Below are 14,275 nucleotides of genomic sequence, written 5' to 3'. Positions count from 1 at the left end.
GATGAATTCCATATATGATGCAATCATTGTTGGGGGAGGAGTAATCGGTGGATCCATTGCTTTTCAATTAGCCAAACGAGGTAAAAAGGTCCTTTTATTGGAAAAAGATAGACTTGCCAGTAAAGCATCCAGTGCTGCAGCCGGGATGTTAGGGGCACAAGCCGAGTTAGATGCTGATAACCCGCTTTTTACATTGGCAAGCCGAAGCAGGGGGATGTTTCCTGCACTGTCGGAAGAATTAAAAGACATAAGTGGAATAGATATCGAATTAGTGAACAAGGGCATGTTTAAGGTGGCGCTAACGAATGATCAGGTAGCCGAGTTAAAGAACTTGACCAGAGTCCAGCAAGATGCGGGACTTGAGGCCGAATGGCTATCGACCGCCGAAATAAGGAAAACGGAACCGCTTCTATCGGATGAGATTAAGGGAGCCATGTACATTCCGAAGGATGGACAAGTTTCAGCCACTAGGCTGTCGCTCGCTTTTACTGAATCTGCAGCTGCCCTTGGTGTAGATATAAAGGAATTTGTTCATGTCTCCGATTTAGTTATGGAAAACGGATGTGTAACGGGAGTGCTTACGAACATAGGTAGATTTTCAAGTGAAAATGTCATCGTAGCAGGTGGGGCTTGGAGTACTTTCCTCCTTGAAAAATCAGGGATTAGACTCGACAGTTATCCTGTAAAGGGAGAGTGCTTTTCCGTCCTGACCGATCGTCCTTTGCTTGAAAAGACAATCTTCTCACATGGATGCTATCTTGTGCCCAAAGTTGGCGGAAGAATCATTGTCGGGGCAACGGTTAAAGCGAACACTTTCGATCAAAAGGTAAGTCTTGAAGGGATTTCTACGTTAATACAAAAGGCAACGCAATTGCTTCCGGCGATTAAAGGAACCGAATTGGAAAAGACATGGGCAGGTATACGCCCCCAAACTGGGGACGGCTTGCCGTACTTTGGTGAACATCCAGCATGCAAAGGACTTTTCATTGCAACGGGGCACTTCAGGAATGGCATCCTGCTTTCTCCGATTACAGGTGTACTTATAGCGGATATTGTAGAACGGAAGACAAATCCCGAATGGTCAGCTTTTCGGTTGGATCGTTCGATACAGACCCTTTTTTCTTAATGGAGGTGGATGAATTGGAATTGATTATTAACGGGGAAAAAATACAGATTCCTGCTGATGAATCAACAGTTACAGGGCTTTTGCAACACTTTAATTTACATCAAAAAGTAGTGATTGTTGAATTGAATGATGAAATATTAGCAAAAGAAAGTCTAAGTGAAACACTTTTGTCTAATGGAGACAAGGTAGAGATTGTACATTTTGTAGGAGGCGGATGATATGTTAAAGATTGGTTCTTATGAATTTTCTTCAAGATTATTATTAGGTACTGGAAAATATCCAAACTTCGATGTTCAGAAGCAATCAGTGGAGGTTTCGGAGACGGAAATATTAACATTTGCGGTCCGGAGAATGAACATTTTTGAAGCCAGTCAGCCCAATTTTTTAGAAAAGCTTGATTTGAAAAAATACACGCTCCTTCCCAATACAGCAGGAGCTAAAACAGCCAAAGAAGCAGTCCGCATAGCCCATCTTGCAAAGGCATCTGGCTTATGTGACATGATTAAGGTAGAAGTCATTGGCTGTCAAAAAACACTGCTGCCTGATCCGATTGAAACATTGAAGGCTGCTGAAGAATTAGTGAAACTGGGATTCACCGTATTACCCTATACTTCGGATGATGTGTTGCTCGCTAAACGCCTGGAAGAAGTGGGGTGCCATGCAATCATGCCTGGAGCTTCACCAATTGGCTCTGGTCAAGGCATTATAAACCCACTGAACTTACGATTCATCATGGAACAATCAGAGGTTCCAGTAATTGTTGATGCAGGGATTGGAACGCCCTCTGATGCGGCAATCGCCATGGAATTAGGGGCGGATGGCGTATTGCTTAACACTGCTGTTTCCGGAGCAAAAGACCCAGTCAAAATGGCGAGAGCAATGAAACTTGCCATTGAGGCAGGTCGATTAGGGTATGAAGCAGGGAGAATCGAAAAAAATGATTACGCGATAGCAAGCAGCCCAGTTGAAGGATTGAGCATTGGATGAATGAACGTTATTCACGTCAAGAACTTTTTGGCCCTATAGGGGAAGAAGGGCAATTGAAAATTCGCAAAAAACACGTTTTGGTGATTGGAGCGGGTGCTCTTGGTACGGGAAGTGCTGAAGGCCTTGTACGAGCAGGAATTGGGAAACTCACCATTGTGGACAGAGATTATGTAGAGTGGAGCAACCTTCAAAGACAACAACTGTATTGTGAAGAAGATGCACTAAAAAGAATACCGAAAGCAGTGGCAGCTAAGAATCGTTTGAATGCGCTAAATTCGGACGTTATCGTAAAATCGCATGTGGCGGATGTTTCGGTTGATGAACTGGCAAAGCTAGTTGAAGGCGTGGATTTAATATTGGATGCCACTGATAATTTCGATACCAGGATGCTTATTAATGATACTGCGCAAAAATATAAAATACCCTGGATTTACGGGGCCTGTGTTGGGAGTTATGGGATAAGTTACACGGTGATCCCAGAGGTGACCCCATGTTTGAATTGTTTGCTGGAAACAGTTCCAATGGGTGGACTGACATGTGATACGGCGGGAATCATCAGCCCTGCTGTTCAAACGGTCGTTGCCCATCAAATGGCGGAAGCATTAAAAATTCTTGTAGAAGATTATGAATCATTAAGAAACAAAATCGTTTCATTTGATCTTTGGAAAAATGAACATTCATCGATAAATGTAGCTCAATTAAAAAAAGATACTTGTTTGTCATGTGGGTCAAATCGAACGTATCCCCACCTCTCCTATTCAAATCGAACAAAGACAGCCGTTTTATGCGGAAGGGATTCTGTCCAGATTCGGCCGGCGTGGAATCTTGAAAGAGACTTAGCGGAGCTCGAAAACAATCTTCTCTCACAAGGTGGTAAGGTTGTTAGGAATCCTTATTTACTTTCATTTACTATCGGAACCCATCGGTTGGTCGTTTTTAAAGATGGGCGGGCGTTGATTCATGGAACAAAGGATATTGCAGAAGCAAAAACGTTATATCATCGATATTTTGGCTGAACTGTATTGAAAAATGGAATGGCACGGACTTGAAATGTTTAAACTCGTGAAAGAAGTGCCAAAAAAGATGCCCATATAATAGGAAGGTATCTAACATTCTTCATGTGACTTATTTGCTTTACAAATAAAAAACGAAAGCGGTGTCTGCCTTTTCAGGGCGGCACCGCTTTGTTGTGGAACGATTATTTAAGCAGCTTACATATCATGACTGCTATTATGCTTCTGACGGGAGTGCTGTCTGTTTTTCACCTTATGAGAACCGCTTAACGGTGCAGGTTGACCTGGATTATTTCCTTTAGGAGCATTTTTTCGAATATCTTTACCATCGTTTTTGTTCATGTGCGATCCCTCCTATCTCTTAAGATAATCAGTCCGTGAAATTTTATTCACATACATATATTTGCAAACCTCGTACATCCTATGGATGGACACTAATTAAGGAGCTGAACCCAAATGCAGGATAAACAAGATAAGCGAAGGACTTTCCAGGAAGCCCAGCAAAGTTATCAACAGGTATTTGATGTATACTCATCCATTGAAAAGAACGCACCGGATTACGGAACGGAATTGAAACATGTGAAGCAGGAAGTGAACGAGGCCTATCAGCAAATACAATCTGCTTTAATCACCGCTTCCGAACATCAGAAAGAACAATTGAAAAAATTCGAACAGGATATTCAGGCAATCGTCAATGAGGTCAATTCAGAGGACTATTGAGTGACAGTTCTATCGTGAATTCATGCGCTTTACTCGTGAGTTTTGCCCGTTTTACTTGTGCGTTCCTGATTTTAGAATGGAATAGGCTTTTTGAAAAATGCAGTACAACTGCCATTTCAAAAAGCCTATCCTATTTAACGCCTAGAAATGAGGGAAATCATTGGTTTTTCTTTCTTTTTTTATTATTTTGCCTTTGCATTTCAGATAATGGCGGCTCATTTCCCAGTTCATCATTGTAACCAGCTCCATTACCTTGCGCTTTTGCAGCATTCATACCTGGTATAACATGATTTGCCTTTTGTTTTGTCATTTCGACACCTCCACCCATAGAATGCGATAATGTCGAATGATTATGTATGAAGTACTAATATGTTTTGCTGGAATAATTTATCAGGCCGCAAATAGGGGTATTTTCAATAAAATGCATATCAGCAAGGCTTCCTAAATGCACTTTAATATGTGGGGATTTTTTTCTATAAGAGAAACTTATCAAAAACAATAACTTTCTTGTTATTTACTTATACTCATTTCTATATTAGTATTAAGTTGAAGGAAGAGTTAGGGTGGGAGAAGAGAGAGAAAATTCGACAAACTAACTTTTTTACTTATATTTATGGTAAACATGGTTTCAGTGAACCAGGTTTTACTTTTATGTGCAGAATATGTTCTGACAGTTTAATAGGGGGTAATATTCATGACGAAAAATGACGTATACCAAGCGCGTAAGTCCTTTGAAATTGAAGGGAAACGCTACAACTACTACAGCCTAGACGCTATTGAAAAAGCAGGGGACGGCCAAGTATCACGCCTTCCATATTCCATTAAAGTATTACTTGAAGCGGTACTTCGCCAAGTAGACGGAAGAGTCATCACAAAAGAACACGTTGCGAACCTTGCTAAATGGGGAACAAGCGAGCAACAAGATATAGATGTTCCGTTCAAGCCATCTCGTGTAATCCTACAAGATTTCACTGGTGTTCCAGTTGTTGTTGATTTAGCTTCTTTACGTAATGCTTTCGCAGCACTTGGTGGAGATCCTGACAAAATCAACCCGGAAATCCCGGTTGACCTTGTAATTGACCACTCTGTACAAGTTGATAAGGCAGGTACAATGGATTCCCTTGATGCCAATATGGATCTTGAATTCGAACGTAATGCAGAGCGTTACCAGTTCCTAAGCTGGGCTCAAAAATCATTCAACAACTATCGTGCAGTTCCACCGGCAACTGGTATCGTTCACCAAGTTAACCTAGAGTACCTTGCGAACGTGGTTCATGCAGTTGAAACTCCAAACGGCGACTTCGAAGTATTCCCTGATTCTGTTTTCGGTACAGATTCACATACTACAATGATCAACGGTATTGGTGTTCTTGGTTGGGGTGTCGGCGGTATCGAAGCAGAAGCAGGCATGCTTGGACAGCCTTCTTACTTCCCGGTTCCAAAAGTGGTTGGTGTTAAACTGACTGGCCAACTTCCTAAAGGTACAACAGCTACTGACCTTGCATTGAAAGTTACACAAGTTCTTCGTGCACACGGCGTAGTTGGAAAATTTGTTGAGTTCTACGGCCCAGGAGTAGGATACCTTCCACTTGCTGACCGTGCAACAATCGCTAACATGGCTCCTGAATACGGTGCTACAGTTGGTTTCTTCCCTGTTGATGCAGAAGCGATCGATTACATGCGCTTAACAGGCCGTGATGAAAATCAAATTAAAGTGGTTGAATCATACTGTAAAGAAAATGGACTGTTCTACTCTCCTGAAAACGAAGATCCAGCATACAATGATGTTGTGGAAATCGACCTTTCAGCAATTGAACCAAACCTTTCAGGCCCTAAACGCCCGCAAGATTTGATTCCACTTTCTCAAATGAAACAATCTTTCCATGATGCTATCAATGCACCTATGGGCAACCAAGGTTTTGGCATGGACAATTCTGAATTGGATAAAGAAGTAACTGTTAAATTTGCTGATGGTAAAGAAACGGTAATGAAAACAGGTGCGATTGCAATTGCTGCAATCACAAGCTGTACGAACACTTCTAACCCGTACGTAATGCTTGGAGCAGGTCTTATTGCTAAAAAAGCAGTTGAAAAAGGCTTGACTGTTCCGGATTATGTAAAAACATCATTGGCACCAGGTTCTAAAGTTGTTACTGGTTACCTTCGTGATGCAGGTCTTCAACCATACCTTGATCAATTAGGATTCAACGTAGTTGGTTACGGCTGTACAACATGTATCGGTAACTCAGGTCCATTAGCGGACGAAATCGAAGCAGCAGTTGCTGAAGCGGATCTTCTAGTAACTTCAGTACTTTCTGGTAACCGAAACTTTGAAGGTCGTATTCATCCACTAGTGAAAGCAAACTATCTTGCTTCTCCAACTTTGGTTGTTGCATATGCACTTGCTGGTACTGTGGACTTCGATCTTAACAATGATTCACTTGGTAAAGACAAAGATGGTAACGATGTATATCTTGCTGATATCTGGCCATCACAAGAAGAAGTTAACGCTGCTGTTAAAGCAACAGTTACACCGGAATTATTCCGTAAAGAATACGAAACAGTATTCAACGATAACAAACGTTGGAATGAAATCCAAACAAGCAACGAAGCAATTTATGCTTTCGATTCAAAATCAACATATATTCAAAATCCTCCATTCTTTGAAGGATTATCACCAGAACCAGGTTCAGTTAACCCACTTTCTGGTTTGCGCGTAGTAGGTAAATTCGGTGACTCAGTAACAACTGACCACATTTCTCCTGCAGGTGCAATCGGTAAAGATACACCAGCTGGTATCTACCTTCGTGAAAACGGTGTGAAACCGCGTGACTTTAACTCTTACGGTTCTCGTCGTGGTAACCATGAAGCCATGATGCGCGGAACGTTCGCAAACATCCGTATCCGTAACCAAGTTGCTCCAGGTACAGAAGGTGGATACACAACTTACTGGCCAACAGGCGATGTAATGGCTATCTATGATGCTTGTATGAAATACAAAGCTGATGGAACAGGTCTTGCAGTCATCGCTGGTAAAGACTATGGTATGGGAAGCTCTCGTGACTGGGCTGCAAAAGGTACTAACCTTCTTGGCATCAAAACAGTCATCGCTGAAAGCTTTGAACGTATTCACCGTTCTAACCTTGCATTAATGGGTGTTCTTCCACTTCAATTCAAAGAAGGCGAAAACGCTGAAACACTTGGATTGACTGGTAAAGAAGCGATCGCAGTTAAAATCGACGAAACAGTTAAACCGCGTGATATCGTAACAGTTACAGCTACTGACGAAGCTGGAAACGTAAAAGAATTTGATGTACTTGTTCGTTTCGATTCAGAAATCGAAATCGACTACTACCGTCACGGTGGTATCCTTCAAATGGTATTACGTAATAAATTAAAAGGCTAATTTCAGCTTTTAGGAAGCGGTAAACCTACTTGTCAGGTTTACCGCTTTTTTTTGTGTCAAGTTTATGAAACAAAGTGATATCATGATATGATTTAAAGGAAATACACTTTTCCGGAGGTCCTTTTATTGTTAAGATGGAATAGGGAAGTTGTTCTATTTCTGGAAATGGACTAATATTTTTATTGTAATGGGACTAGGAGGACGAGTATGCTTAAAAAAATTATTGCTTCGGTGGCCTTACTGTCACTTATTACAGTAGCGATCGTGCAGGCTATGGATAATGAATCAAAGAAAAATGACGAAAAAGATGCTTTAGGCGGATTGAAAATTGGAGCTAAAGCACCGAATTTCTCCCTGAAAACTTTGGATGGGAAACAAGTTGAATTATCTGATTATAAGGGTAAAAAGGTAATGCTGAATTTTTGGGCAACATGGTGTCCGCCTTGCAAGAAGGAAATGCCGGATATGGAAAAATATACACAGCAAGCGGGTGATGATGTCGTCGTACTTGCTGTCAATATTGACCCGGAAAATGATGTACAATCCTTTGTAGACGATAATGGAATTACTTTTACCATTCCGCTGGACAGTCAAAGTGCAGAAAATCCAGTGAATGAGCGCTACAAGATTCTTAGCATACCAACAACTTACTTCATTGACAAAGAAGGCATTATCAGGAATAAGGTAATTTCAGCCATGCAACTAAAAGATATGGAACGAAATATAAATAGTATGCAGTAGGGGAACCTTTATGAAGTTTCATCGGTATTGAAGAAATTCGCGACACTCCTGCCGAATAACTGGCTAGTCGAGACCCCGGAGACGCTTGCTTTGATGCGGCTTGGCAGACAGTCGGCGGAAAGGGAGTGGAGTTCTGAAAACAAACGGGAACGTATTTTTAGAACAAAAATTGTAGGTAAATTGACTTTTCTCCGAAATTTGACTACAGTCTGACGGAACCTTCATAAGGTTCCGTTTTATTGTATGTTAACAAAGTTGTCATAATTTAATGGAAAAATCAAAAAATTTAAAAAATTATGGTTAATGTTAATGAAAAAAGGGTTAAAGTATAGAGAGTGGAGTAATGTAATTTTATCAGGTTAAAAATCTGATAATTATGACAATTTTAGGAATGAACACCATATAGTCATAATTTTACGTTAATTTGGCAATACTGAATAGTATATTAAAAATAAGTAGGTGAAAAGCATGAAAAAAAGAAAAAGGACATTTGAAGAATTAATTAAAGAAAACAAAAAGGAATTATTGATGGACGTTAAACAAATGGAAAGACTTGAGGAACGTCTTGAAAAAAAACATATGCAAAAGGCTGAATAGGTTTTGCAAAGGATTTTTTCAAAAGAGCCAGTGCCATGAAGGTTCCTTCAAAGCGCTGGCTCTTTTTTCATGACTTTTTTCAAAAACTGGCATTCATGAATTTCGTCTTTTTTATCCATGATAAGAGGAGGAGGCGATAGAATGGGTAATCCCAAAAAAGATTCCAAACACTTTAGACCGAGCCATATAGGGACACAACCAATAGCAGCGGGTGGCAATAACGGGAAGAAAATGCAGGACAAATCAGGGAAACATCCTCAAGTCATTCAAACTAAAGGTGAGTAATCAAGGGATTTAATTAAGAAATCGTAATAATATTATGTAAACAAAATAACATGAGGTGAAATTAATGGGCTCATATAAACACAATCAGGATAACCGTTTGGATAATGTTGAAAAAATTCAGGATGCAATTCAAAATACAGAAGAAAACATAATCGCGGCAAATGAAACGTTATCATTCTCTTCAGGGGCGGAAAAAGAGGCAATTAAGGCCAAAAATGACCGAAGAAGAAAGAGCATTGATGGAATGAAGGAAGAAATGCAAGATGAGCAAGAAGCACGGGAAAGCGGTTATAGTAACGATAATATTTAACCAACTAGGTAAAGGGGAGAAAGAGGCGAGAAACTCTTTCTCCTTTTTTTTAGGGATCATGGCAGGGAAGCAGTCAATTAAGACAGCTTAAAGGAAATTTGCACAATTGATATGGTAAAATGTTTAATGCAATAGAAATGAAAGTGGGGAAACAAAATGTTCATAGCTGAAAATGAAATTGAAGTGCGGTATGCAGAGACAGATCAAATGGGAGTTGTATACCATGCGAATTATTTTATATGGATGGAACTAGGCAGGACAAAATTGATAAATGATTTAGGATTTTATTATGCGGATATGGAAGCGGATGGCATCCTTTCACCTGTTATGGATATTCAGGCTTCGTATAAAACCCCTGTTAGATATGGTGATAAGGTAAAAGTTAAAACCTGGATTGAAAAATATGACGGCTTACGGGTCGTTTATGGGTATGAAATCGTTAATGGAAAAAATGAAGTGGCGGCTACAGGTCATTCTTCCCACGTTTGCGTTAAAAAGGAGAGCTTCCGCCCGATATCCATTAAACGGATGTATCCTGAATGGCATGAGGCCTATGAGAAAAATAAAAAGCAGGATGAATTGGTTTAATTACAATCATTGAGGTGAATAAGAAATGGCTTTTGGTATTAAACGGCTAGACTTAGTAGCCTGGAAGCAGAAAATCGATCAAGGCCAAATAGCTTTTTTAACTCATTATTGGCTGGATGACCGATTTCCCGGTTGCAAGACGGTTACAAAAGTGGGGTGTAATGATTTACGGCGTTTATCGGAGTGGGGTAAGAAATACGGGCTTAAAAAAGAGTGGATTCATCACAGGAAGGATGGCTATTCTCATTTCGATCTTTTAGGGGATAAGCAAGCGGAAATTCTTAGGGCGGAAGATATTAAAGAGCGCCTGCTCGATTGAACAAGAAAAAACAGCAGTTTACACCGCTGCTGCATGGGTCAAGCACTCTTTTCGTAGTGAAATTCAGGTTCAGTCAGTTTTTCATTAAAAGTAATAAGTAAATCGTGACCATCAAAGTACCATAAATCCTTTTCTTCTACATAAAAAGTAATCTCATTCATAGTGGTTATGGCTGCTGCAGTTTCAGGTTCTTCTTGCATGATACCTAATGAAAAGCCGCTTTGGACGGTACTATGCCCGCCATATCTTACGTAAAAGCGCAAATGAGTGCCTTCTTGAAGCCCCAGCTCATCAATATACCACTTAGCTGCTTGATCGGAAATGGTCAGTTTCATACTAATGCTCCTTCCTAAAGGTTCGTTATTTAAGTATAAAGTAATTATGAAGTAGATGCGAATAATGTGCGTTTAAGAAAGGAAACAACCATGGATATTATATATAATATTTGTTTCATAACCCGAAAAAAATCCAACGAAAATGAAGTGTTGATGCTATTTCGCCAAAAGAATCCCAATAGGCATAAATGGAATGGAATAGGCGGGAAAATAGAACAAGGTGAAACCATCGATGAATCGATGGAACGCGAAAATATGGAAGAAACTGGATTGAAGGTAAAGGGGTTGGCCTTTCGAGGGATTGTGACATGGAATCAAACGGGTGGAAGGAATGTATGTTTACCGAGCTGAAGATGCAGGTGGCGTGCTTTCTTCCTGTGATGAAGGGGAACTTGCCTGGAAGCCATATCAATGGGTTATGGAGGCAAATGAAGTTGTGTCCAACATAAAGTATTATCTAAAAGATATATTACAGGATGAACCACCACTGGAATTTGCCTGTACCTATGAAAATGAACGTTTAATATCAGTCAAAAAGAAGCCGTTGCCTGATTTTGCAAAAGAATTGACTTTCACCAATTGAAAACCGCCCATGTGCGGTTTTTTTGCCTATTTTGATTCCTAAGCTAAATATTACAAAGCGGTAAAGAATATTCGGAATATTGGTACTTGATGGGGTAGGCAAGATTCTGAAAAATTATATATTATGATGATAAAACGAAATGCCATCTTATTTATTTCCTTAAAGAGGGGGATGCTGATTTGCGGAAAACGGAGCTGTTAAAAGGGAGTACGGAATGGTGTTGCTTTCATTATTGGCTCAAAAGGATAGGTATGGGTATGAGATGATCGAACGCTCAAACAGTTAAGTGATGGTTATTTACAAAGAAGGCATGTTATATCCAGCTTTAAAAAGGCTGGAAGAGAAAGAGTATTTAAATAGTTACTGGCAGGATTCCATAGAAGGGCCGAAAAGAAAATATTATTATGCGATAAAAGTGGGTATTGCTCAGTTTCAAGATCAATGGGAAGAATGGAACGCCTTTCAAGACGTAATCCGTAAGGTCGTTTCGCACACATATGAGCAAAAATAGCTGCAGATTCCTGCAGCTATTTTGTATTTTCTTTTTCTTTTGCTTCAGCCTCGGCAAGCTTTCTCAGCAAGACGGGTGTAGGCATATGCATGATTTGCTCTAAAGGCAAGTTTAGTGACTTGGATAACTTTAATGCGGTTTCCGGTGATATTTGCAATGGCTTCATGGAACTATCTCCTATCGATATTTAATAGCTAGTTCCAGTGTAGCCTCTGTACTCCAATTATTCAATCCTTACTTGACCATTTCTCCATTAAACTAAACCCATAATTTTCTTTTGAGTGGAAGGTAATGTAGATAGACATATTCTAGCGCCTTTTACCTTTACAAAAGAATTGCAATGAGGCCAAAATAAAAAATGATTAGTTCAAAAGAATCGTTTATTTTATATGGGGTCCGTATTATTTTCATAAATGGATATAAAGACTCATGACGAATTGATGGAATATCTTGGGTTCGTATTATCGTGAATACAAAATCAGGGAGAGTGGGAAATGGGGATTTTCATAAAAGCGAAGCAGGAAAAAGCAATCTGGTTACAAAAAGCAAATGAAACAGATGGCATATTGGATGTAAGCAGTGAACAGGTGAAACTTCAGGTGAATATCATCGATTTAACCGAATCGATGATTTAAAGATGATTCATGCTTTTAGAGAGGCTATCGAGCCTCAGGTACAATTCTGCAGGTTCCTGAATTGAAAGGGATAATCACGGAGCACAGCACAGTGGGAAAATTGAGGAAAACGTTAATTACTCATATGCTATCTTTATTCAATGGAGTGATTGACGATGATTTAGTTGAATTGCGGACGAAGGTGGCGAAGACTCATTATCGAATTGGATTTTACAGCCCTGGTGGTATTCATCCGGTTTTCATAATGTAGAGAATTACTTGCAAAGAATTGTCTTTGAACAAAGCAGGATCAAGAAGAGCAGAGGGCATTAATATCAGCGATAGGAAAAATACTCAATCTCGAACAGTTGTTAGTCCTTGAGGCATATGAATTGGAAAATTTAAAAGCTAGGGAAAATCATTATAAGGAAATAAAAGAGGAAGTGAGAAGGAAAATCTCGTTAATTAGTGAAGAATTCCTGAAATAAAGTGAAGAAACGGAGGCTTCCGTTAAGCAAATTATAGAATACGGGCAATATGTCAACACGCAGATCGCAACGCGCGCTGAACAATCACTTCGTTCAAAAACATTGGCTGAAGAGGGGCAGAATCTTATGCAAATCTTAACGGAAAAGATACAAAACCTTGTTATTTTCATGAAAAATGTTGATGAAAAGATTGTTTTATTAAAACCAATCCTTCTTTAGCATTACCGAGTTTGTTAAGCTTGTACAGGGAATAGCCGACCAGACAAAGTTACTATCATTGAACTCAGCCATCGATGCAGCACGTGCAGTGAACATGGTAATGGATTTGCGGTTGTTTCGAATGAGGTCAGGAAACTTGCTGAATAGACTAAAAAGTCGATAGCTGAAATGGATGCAATCGTGCAAACATCAAATGAATATATGAAAGATGTGGTTGATTCTGTCCTAAGGGTCAAGGAAGTGGTTCCAGCTGGCGAGAAAGAATCGGAGTTAACAGAAAACTCCTTTAATGGAATAATCAAAGTTATCAAAGGGAATATAACGGATTCTACAGAAATGGAAATGACAATTCAGGGATTAGTGTCAATCATCCAGGAAATCGGAGACGCTCCGAAAAGGTTTCGAGGCATGCAGGTATCCTGAATAACTCGGCAAATGAATTGTAGAATGGAAAAATAGGCCCATGCATTCGGGCCTACTTTCACTTGGATATGCGCATGTTCTTACAACCACTTTACTTTCGGTTCAGTTTTATCGATAATCCGCTTGATGTTTGCGCGATGCCGGTAAAAAATGAAGATAGTTAATATACCGATTACAATAATGAGCGGCAAATCACCAGTATGAAACACTAAACTATAGATGAGAGCAAGTAGACAAGCAATCATGGAAGAAAGCGAGACATATTTGGATATGTATAAGGATATGAAGAATATGATAACGGCAAAAACAAAAAATAATGGTTCATATGCAAGAATGACACCAGCAGAAGTTGCCACAGCTTTACCGCCCCGAAAGTTTGCGAAAATGGGAAACATATGACCGATGACCGCAAAAACTCCGGCTAGCAATAAATGCATTTCCACGCCTAGCATATACGGCAGAAAAGTTGCTAGGGTACCCTTAAGTATATCCATGATAGTAACGGTAAGCCCTGCCTTGACACCAAGTGTCCTGAAGGTATTTGTCCCGCCTAGGTTTTTACTGCCATGCTCCCGGATGTCGATTTTGTAAAAGGTTTTACCAATTATTAAACCGGAAGGAATCGAACCGATCAGGTAGGCAGCCAGTATAGTGATAAATGTAAGCATTCTATTACCCTTTCTTTAAAGAAAAATCTTTTTTTTTAACACGTTTAAGGGGCGATTGTTCCCTTTTTCAAAAATAAACGTGTAGAAATAGCTAAAAACAGCCTTAAAATACCTGTTTTGTTTCTCTTATTGTAACATTTTCGTGACAAAATGGTACGGCTGTCCAAAAAAAATCCACTGAAAAAATGAATTTTCCTTGATGAACTTGCATCTTTTGATATACGTTAAGTTCATGAAGGGTGAAAGGTTTAGGCTTCTTTATTTTCGTAAATATAAATGAAGGATGCCTCCTTGTATAAATTGTTCCAATACGTGGTAGTCTGTATGAACATAAAGGCAGTT

23 protein-coding genes and 1 pseudogene are annotated in these 14,275 nt (G+C 39.6%); 19 read left to right on the top strand and 5 right to left on the bottom strand.

Going from position 1 to position 14,275, the window contains the following annotated elements; all coding sequences use genetic code 11:
• Position 1 precedes the first annotated feature (1 nt).
• The 4 genes from thiO to QFZ73_RS26415 are packed head-to-tail and all read left to right on the top strand — an operon-like array spanning position 2 to position 3,129.
• Positions 2 to 1,126 (top strand): glycine oxidase ThiO, encoded by a 1,125-nt coding sequence (thiO, locus tag QFZ73_RS26430; RefSeq protein WP_307272445.1) that lies wholly within the window; start codon positions 2 to 4, stop codon positions 1,124 to 1,126.
• A gap of 14 nt (positions 1,127 to 1,140) precedes the next feature.
• A complete protein-coding gene (gene thiS / locus QFZ73_RS26425; RefSeq protein ID WP_251431756.1) occupies positions 1,141 to 1,344 on the top strand; it encodes a sulfur carrier protein ThiS in 204 nt (67 codons plus the stop codon).
• 1 nt (position 1,345) lies between these two features.
• On the top strand, positions 1,346 to 2,113 hold the full coding sequence (locus tag QFZ73_RS26420) for a thiazole synthase (protein ID WP_307272443.1): 768 nt from the start codon (positions 1,346 to 1,348) through the stop codon (positions 2,111 to 2,113).
• Entirely contained in the window at positions 2,110 to 3,129 is a 1,020-nt protein-coding gene (locus QFZ73_RS26415) for a thiazole biosynthesis adenylyltransferase ThiF (protein WP_307272441.1), read from the top strand. Before QFZ73_RS26420 ends, QFZ73_RS26415 begins: the two co-directional genes overlap by 4 nt.
• Before the next feature lie 195 nt (positions 3,130 to 3,324).
• Here QFZ73_RS26415 and QFZ73_RS26410 read toward each other — a convergent pair whose 3' ends face one another.
• On the bottom strand, positions 3,325 to 3,468 hold the full coding sequence (locus tag QFZ73_RS26410; protein WP_083450736.1) for a small acid-soluble spore protein P: 144 nt from the start codon (positions 3,466 to 3,468) through the stop codon (positions 3,325 to 3,327).
• Between the two features lie 114 nt (positions 3,469 to 3,582).
• On the opposite strand from QFZ73_RS26410, the gene QFZ73_RS26405 reads away from it, so the two are divergent.
• Positions 3,583 to 3,846, top strand: coding sequence for a hypothetical protein (locus tag QFZ73_RS26405; protein ID WP_251431747.1), 264 nt, complete (start codon positions 3,583 to 3,585; stop codon positions 3,844 to 3,846).
• 157 nt (positions 3,847 to 4,003) lie between these two features.
• On the opposite strand, the gene sspO is transcribed toward QFZ73_RS26405, so the two are convergent.
• The gene (gene sspO / locus QFZ73_RS26400) at positions 4,004 to 4,156 is read right to left on the bottom strand and encodes a small acid-soluble spore protein O (protein ID WP_034312428.1); all 153 of its coding nucleotides are present in this window, start codon (positions 4,154 to 4,156) and stop codon (positions 4,004 to 4,006) included.
• A 384-nt stretch (positions 4,157 to 4,540) separates the two neighbouring features.
• On the opposite strand from sspO, the gene acnA reads away from it, so the two are divergent.
• The 7 genes from acnA (at position 4,541) to QFZ73_RS26365 (ending at position 10,092) form a co-directional block, all read left to right on the top strand.
• Positions 4,541 to 7,252 (top strand): aconitate hydratase AcnA, encoded by a 2,712-nt coding sequence (gene acnA / locus QFZ73_RS26395; RefSeq protein WP_098371886.1) that lies wholly within the window; start codon positions 4,541 to 4,543, stop codon positions 7,250 to 7,252.
• A gap of 207 nt (positions 7,253 to 7,459) precedes the next feature.
• Complete coding sequence (locus QFZ73_RS26390; protein WP_307272430.1) at positions 7,460 to 7,993, top strand: redoxin domain-containing protein; 534 nt, start codon at positions 7,460 to 7,462, stop codon at positions 7,991 to 7,993.
• Positions 7,994 to 8,461: 468 nt separating this feature from the next.
• Positions 8,462 to 8,590: an FbpB family small basic protein gene (locus tag QFZ73_RS26385; protein ID WP_081108788.1), complete on the top strand. Its 129-nt coding sequence runs from the start codon at positions 8,462 to 8,464 to the stop codon at positions 8,588 to 8,590.
• 141 nt (positions 8,591 to 8,731) lie between these two features.
• Positions 8,732 to 8,875: an acid-soluble spore protein N gene (locus QFZ73_RS26380; RefSeq protein WP_251431738.1), complete on the top strand. Its 144-nt coding sequence runs from the start codon at positions 8,732 to 8,734 to the stop codon at positions 8,873 to 8,875.
• 64 nt (positions 8,876 to 8,939) lie between these two features.
• Entirely contained in the window at positions 8,940 to 9,185 is a 246-nt protein-coding gene (gene tlp / locus QFZ73_RS26375) for a small acid-soluble spore protein Tlp (protein ID WP_230160703.1), read from the top strand.
• Positions 9,186 to 9,341: 156 nt separating this feature from the next.
• Positions 9,342 to 9,773, top strand: a complete 432-nt coding sequence (locus QFZ73_RS26370) for an acyl-CoA thioesterase (RefSeq protein WP_251431735.1) — start codon at positions 9,342 to 9,344, stop codon at positions 9,771 to 9,773.
• Positions 9,774 to 9,798: 25 nt separating this feature from the next.
• Positions 9,799 to 10,092 (top strand): hypothetical protein, encoded by a 294-nt coding sequence (locus QFZ73_RS26365; RefSeq protein WP_251431732.1) that lies wholly within the window; start codon positions 9,799 to 9,801, stop codon positions 10,090 to 10,092.
• 38 nt (positions 10,093 to 10,130) lie between these two features.
• On the opposite strand, the gene QFZ73_RS26360 is transcribed toward QFZ73_RS26365, so the two are convergent.
• Positions 10,131 to 10,427, bottom strand: a complete 297-nt coding sequence (locus QFZ73_RS26360; protein ID WP_307272422.1) for a HesB/YadR/YfhF family protein — start codon at positions 10,425 to 10,427, stop codon at positions 10,131 to 10,133.
• A 90-nt stretch (positions 10,428 to 10,517) separates the two neighbouring features.
• Here QFZ73_RS26360 and QFZ73_RS26355 point away from each other — a divergent pair, with 90 nt between their 5' ends.
• The 3 genes from QFZ73_RS26355 (at position 10,518) to QFZ73_RS26345 (ending at position 11,521) form a co-directional block, all read left to right on the top strand.
• Positions 10,518 to 10,778 (top strand): NUDIX domain-containing protein, encoded by a 261-nt coding sequence (locus tag QFZ73_RS26355; protein ID WP_307272420.1) that lies wholly within the window; start codon positions 10,518 to 10,520, stop codon positions 10,776 to 10,778.
• Positions 10,759 to 11,010, top strand: coding sequence for an NUDIX hydrolase (locus tag QFZ73_RS26350; RefSeq protein ID WP_307272418.1), 252 nt, complete (start codon positions 10,759 to 10,761; stop codon positions 11,008 to 11,010). The genes QFZ73_RS26355 and QFZ73_RS26350 overlap by 20 nt, the downstream gene beginning before the upstream one ends.
• Before the next feature lie 289 nt (positions 11,011 to 11,299).
• Entirely contained in the window at positions 11,300 to 11,521 is a 222-nt protein-coding gene (locus QFZ73_RS26345; RefSeq protein ID WP_307272416.1) for a PadR family transcriptional regulator, read from the top strand.
• Positions 11,522 to 11,537: 16 nt separating this feature from the next.
• On the opposite strand, the gene QFZ73_RS26340 is transcribed toward QFZ73_RS26345, so the two are convergent.
• Positions 11,538 to 11,687: a YycC family protein gene (locus QFZ73_RS26340; protein ID WP_069981711.1), complete on the bottom strand. Its 150-nt coding sequence runs from the start codon at positions 11,685 to 11,687 to the stop codon at positions 11,538 to 11,540.
• Positions 11,688 to 12,015: 328 nt separating this feature from the next.
• Between QFZ73_RS26340 and QFZ73_RS26335 the strand changes: the two genes are divergently transcribed.
• The 4 genes and pseudogenes from QFZ73_RS26335 (at position 12,016) to QFZ73_RS26325 (ending at position 13,265) form a co-directional block, all read left to right on the top strand.
• Positions 12,016 to 12,156 (top strand): hypothetical protein, encoded by a 141-nt coding sequence (locus QFZ73_RS26335; protein WP_307272412.1) that lies wholly within the window; start codon positions 12,016 to 12,018, stop codon positions 12,154 to 12,156.
• 43 nt (positions 12,157 to 12,199) lie between these two features.
• The gene (locus QFZ73_RS26330) at positions 12,200 to 12,406 is read left to right on the top strand and encodes a protoglobin domain-containing protein (RefSeq protein WP_307273098.1); all 207 of its coding nucleotides are present in this window, start codon (positions 12,200 to 12,202) and stop codon (positions 12,404 to 12,406) included.
• Positions 12,407 to 12,864: 458 nt separating this feature from the next.
• A pseudogene (locus tag QFZ73_RS29080) lies at positions 12,865 to 12,986 on the top strand (methyl-accepting chemotaxis protein); the annotation flags it as partial.
• Between the two features lie 36 nt (positions 12,987 to 13,022).
• Positions 13,023 to 13,265 carry a hypothetical protein gene (locus tag QFZ73_RS26325; protein WP_307272410.1) on the top strand — a complete coding sequence of 81 codons (243 nt, stop codon included), beginning with the start codon at positions 13,023 to 13,025 and terminating at the stop codon, positions 13,263 to 13,265.
• A gap of 80 nt (positions 13,266 to 13,345) precedes the next feature.
• On the opposite strand, the gene plsY is transcribed toward QFZ73_RS26325, so the two are convergent.
• Positions 13,346 to 13,933: a glycerol-3-phosphate 1-O-acyltransferase PlsY gene (gene plsY, locus QFZ73_RS26320; protein WP_251431706.1), complete on the bottom strand. Its 588-nt coding sequence runs from the start codon at positions 13,931 to 13,933 to the stop codon at positions 13,346 to 13,348.
• Positions 13,934 to 14,275: the final 342 nt, after the last annotated feature.

The sequence above is a fragment of the Peribacillus sp. V2I11 genome (assembly GCF_030817135.1).
GTDB lineage: Bacteria > Bacillota > Bacilli > Bacillales > DSM-1321 > Peribacillus > Peribacillus simplex.
This window is presented reverse-complemented; position numbering and strand designations above follow the sequence as displayed.

What these genes read in the sequence shown, in the direction of transcription:
- QFZ73_RS26345 (WP_307272416.1), top strand. Translation starts at nt 11,300, where the DNA reads ATGGTTATTTACAAAGAAGGCATGTTATATCCAGCTTTAAAAAGGCTG.
- thiO (WP_307272445.1), top strand. Translation starts at nt 2, where the DNA reads ATGAATTCCATATATGATGCAATCATTGTTGGGGGAGGAGTAATCGGT.
- QFZ73_RS26390 (WP_307272430.1), top strand. Translation starts at nt 7,460, where the DNA reads ATGCTTAAAAAAATTATTGCTTCGGTGGCCTTACTGTCACTTATTACA.
- plsY (WP_251431706.1), bottom strand. Translation starts at nt 13,933, where the DNA reads ATGCTTACATTTATCACTATACTGGCTGCCTACCTGATCGGTTCGATT.
- QFZ73_RS26385 (WP_081108788.1), top strand. Translation starts at nt 8,462, where the DNA reads ATGAAAAAAAGAAAAAGGACATTTGAAGAATTAATTAAAGAAAACAAA.
- QFZ73_RS26360 (WP_307272422.1), bottom strand. Translation starts at nt 10,427, where the DNA reads ATGAAACTGACCATTTCCGATCAAGCAGCTAAGTGGTATATTGATGAG.
- QFZ73_RS26350 (WP_307272418.1), top strand. Translation starts at nt 10,759, where the DNA reads ATGTATGTTTACCGAGCTGAAGATGCAGGTGGCGTGCTTTCTTCCTGT.
- acnA (WP_098371886.1), top strand. Translation starts at nt 4,541, where the DNA reads ATGACGAAAAATGACGTATACCAAGCGCGTAAGTCCTTTGAAATTGAA.
- QFZ73_RS26355 (WP_307272420.1), top strand. Translation starts at nt 10,518, where the DNA reads ATGGATATTATATATAATATTTGTTTCATAACCCGAAAAAAATCCAAC.
- QFZ73_RS26370 (WP_251431735.1), top strand. Translation starts at nt 9,342, where the DNA reads ATGTTCATAGCTGAAAATGAAATTGAAGTGCGGTATGCAGAGACAGAT.
- QFZ73_RS26380 (WP_251431738.1), top strand. Translation starts at nt 8,732, where the DNA reads ATGGGTAATCCCAAAAAAGATTCCAAACACTTTAGACCGAGCCATATA.
- QFZ73_RS26420 (WP_307272443.1), top strand. Translation starts at nt 1,346, where the DNA reads ATGTTAAAGATTGGTTCTTATGAATTTTCTTCAAGATTATTATTAGGT.
- QFZ73_RS26405 (WP_251431747.1), top strand. Translation starts at nt 3,583, where the DNA reads ATGCAGGATAAACAAGATAAGCGAAGGACTTTCCAGGAAGCCCAGCAA.
- tlp (WP_230160703.1), top strand. Translation starts at nt 8,940, where the DNA reads ATGGGCTCATATAAACACAATCAGGATAACCGTTTGGATAATGTTGAA.
- QFZ73_RS26365 (WP_251431732.1), top strand. Translation starts at nt 9,799, where the DNA reads ATGGCTTTTGGTATTAAACGGCTAGACTTAGTAGCCTGGAAGCAGAAA.
- sspO (WP_034312428.1), bottom strand. Translation starts at nt 4,156, where the DNA reads ATGACAAAACAAAAGGCAAATCATGTTATACCAGGTATGAATGCTGCA.
- QFZ73_RS26410 (WP_083450736.1), bottom strand. Translation starts at nt 3,468, where the DNA reads ATGAACAAAAACGATGGTAAAGATATTCGAAAAAATGCTCCTAAAGGA.
- QFZ73_RS26415 (WP_307272441.1), top strand. Translation starts at nt 2,110, where the DNA reads ATGAATGAACGTTATTCACGTCAAGAACTTTTTGGCCCTATAGGGGAA.
- QFZ73_RS26340 (WP_069981711.1), bottom strand. Translation starts at nt 11,687, where the DNA reads ATGAAGCCATTGCAAATATCACCGGAAACCGCATTAAAGTTATCCAAG.
- QFZ73_RS26335 (WP_307272412.1), top strand. Translation starts at nt 12,016, where the DNA reads ATGGGGATTTTCATAAAAGCGAAGCAGGAAAAAGCAATCTGGTTACAA.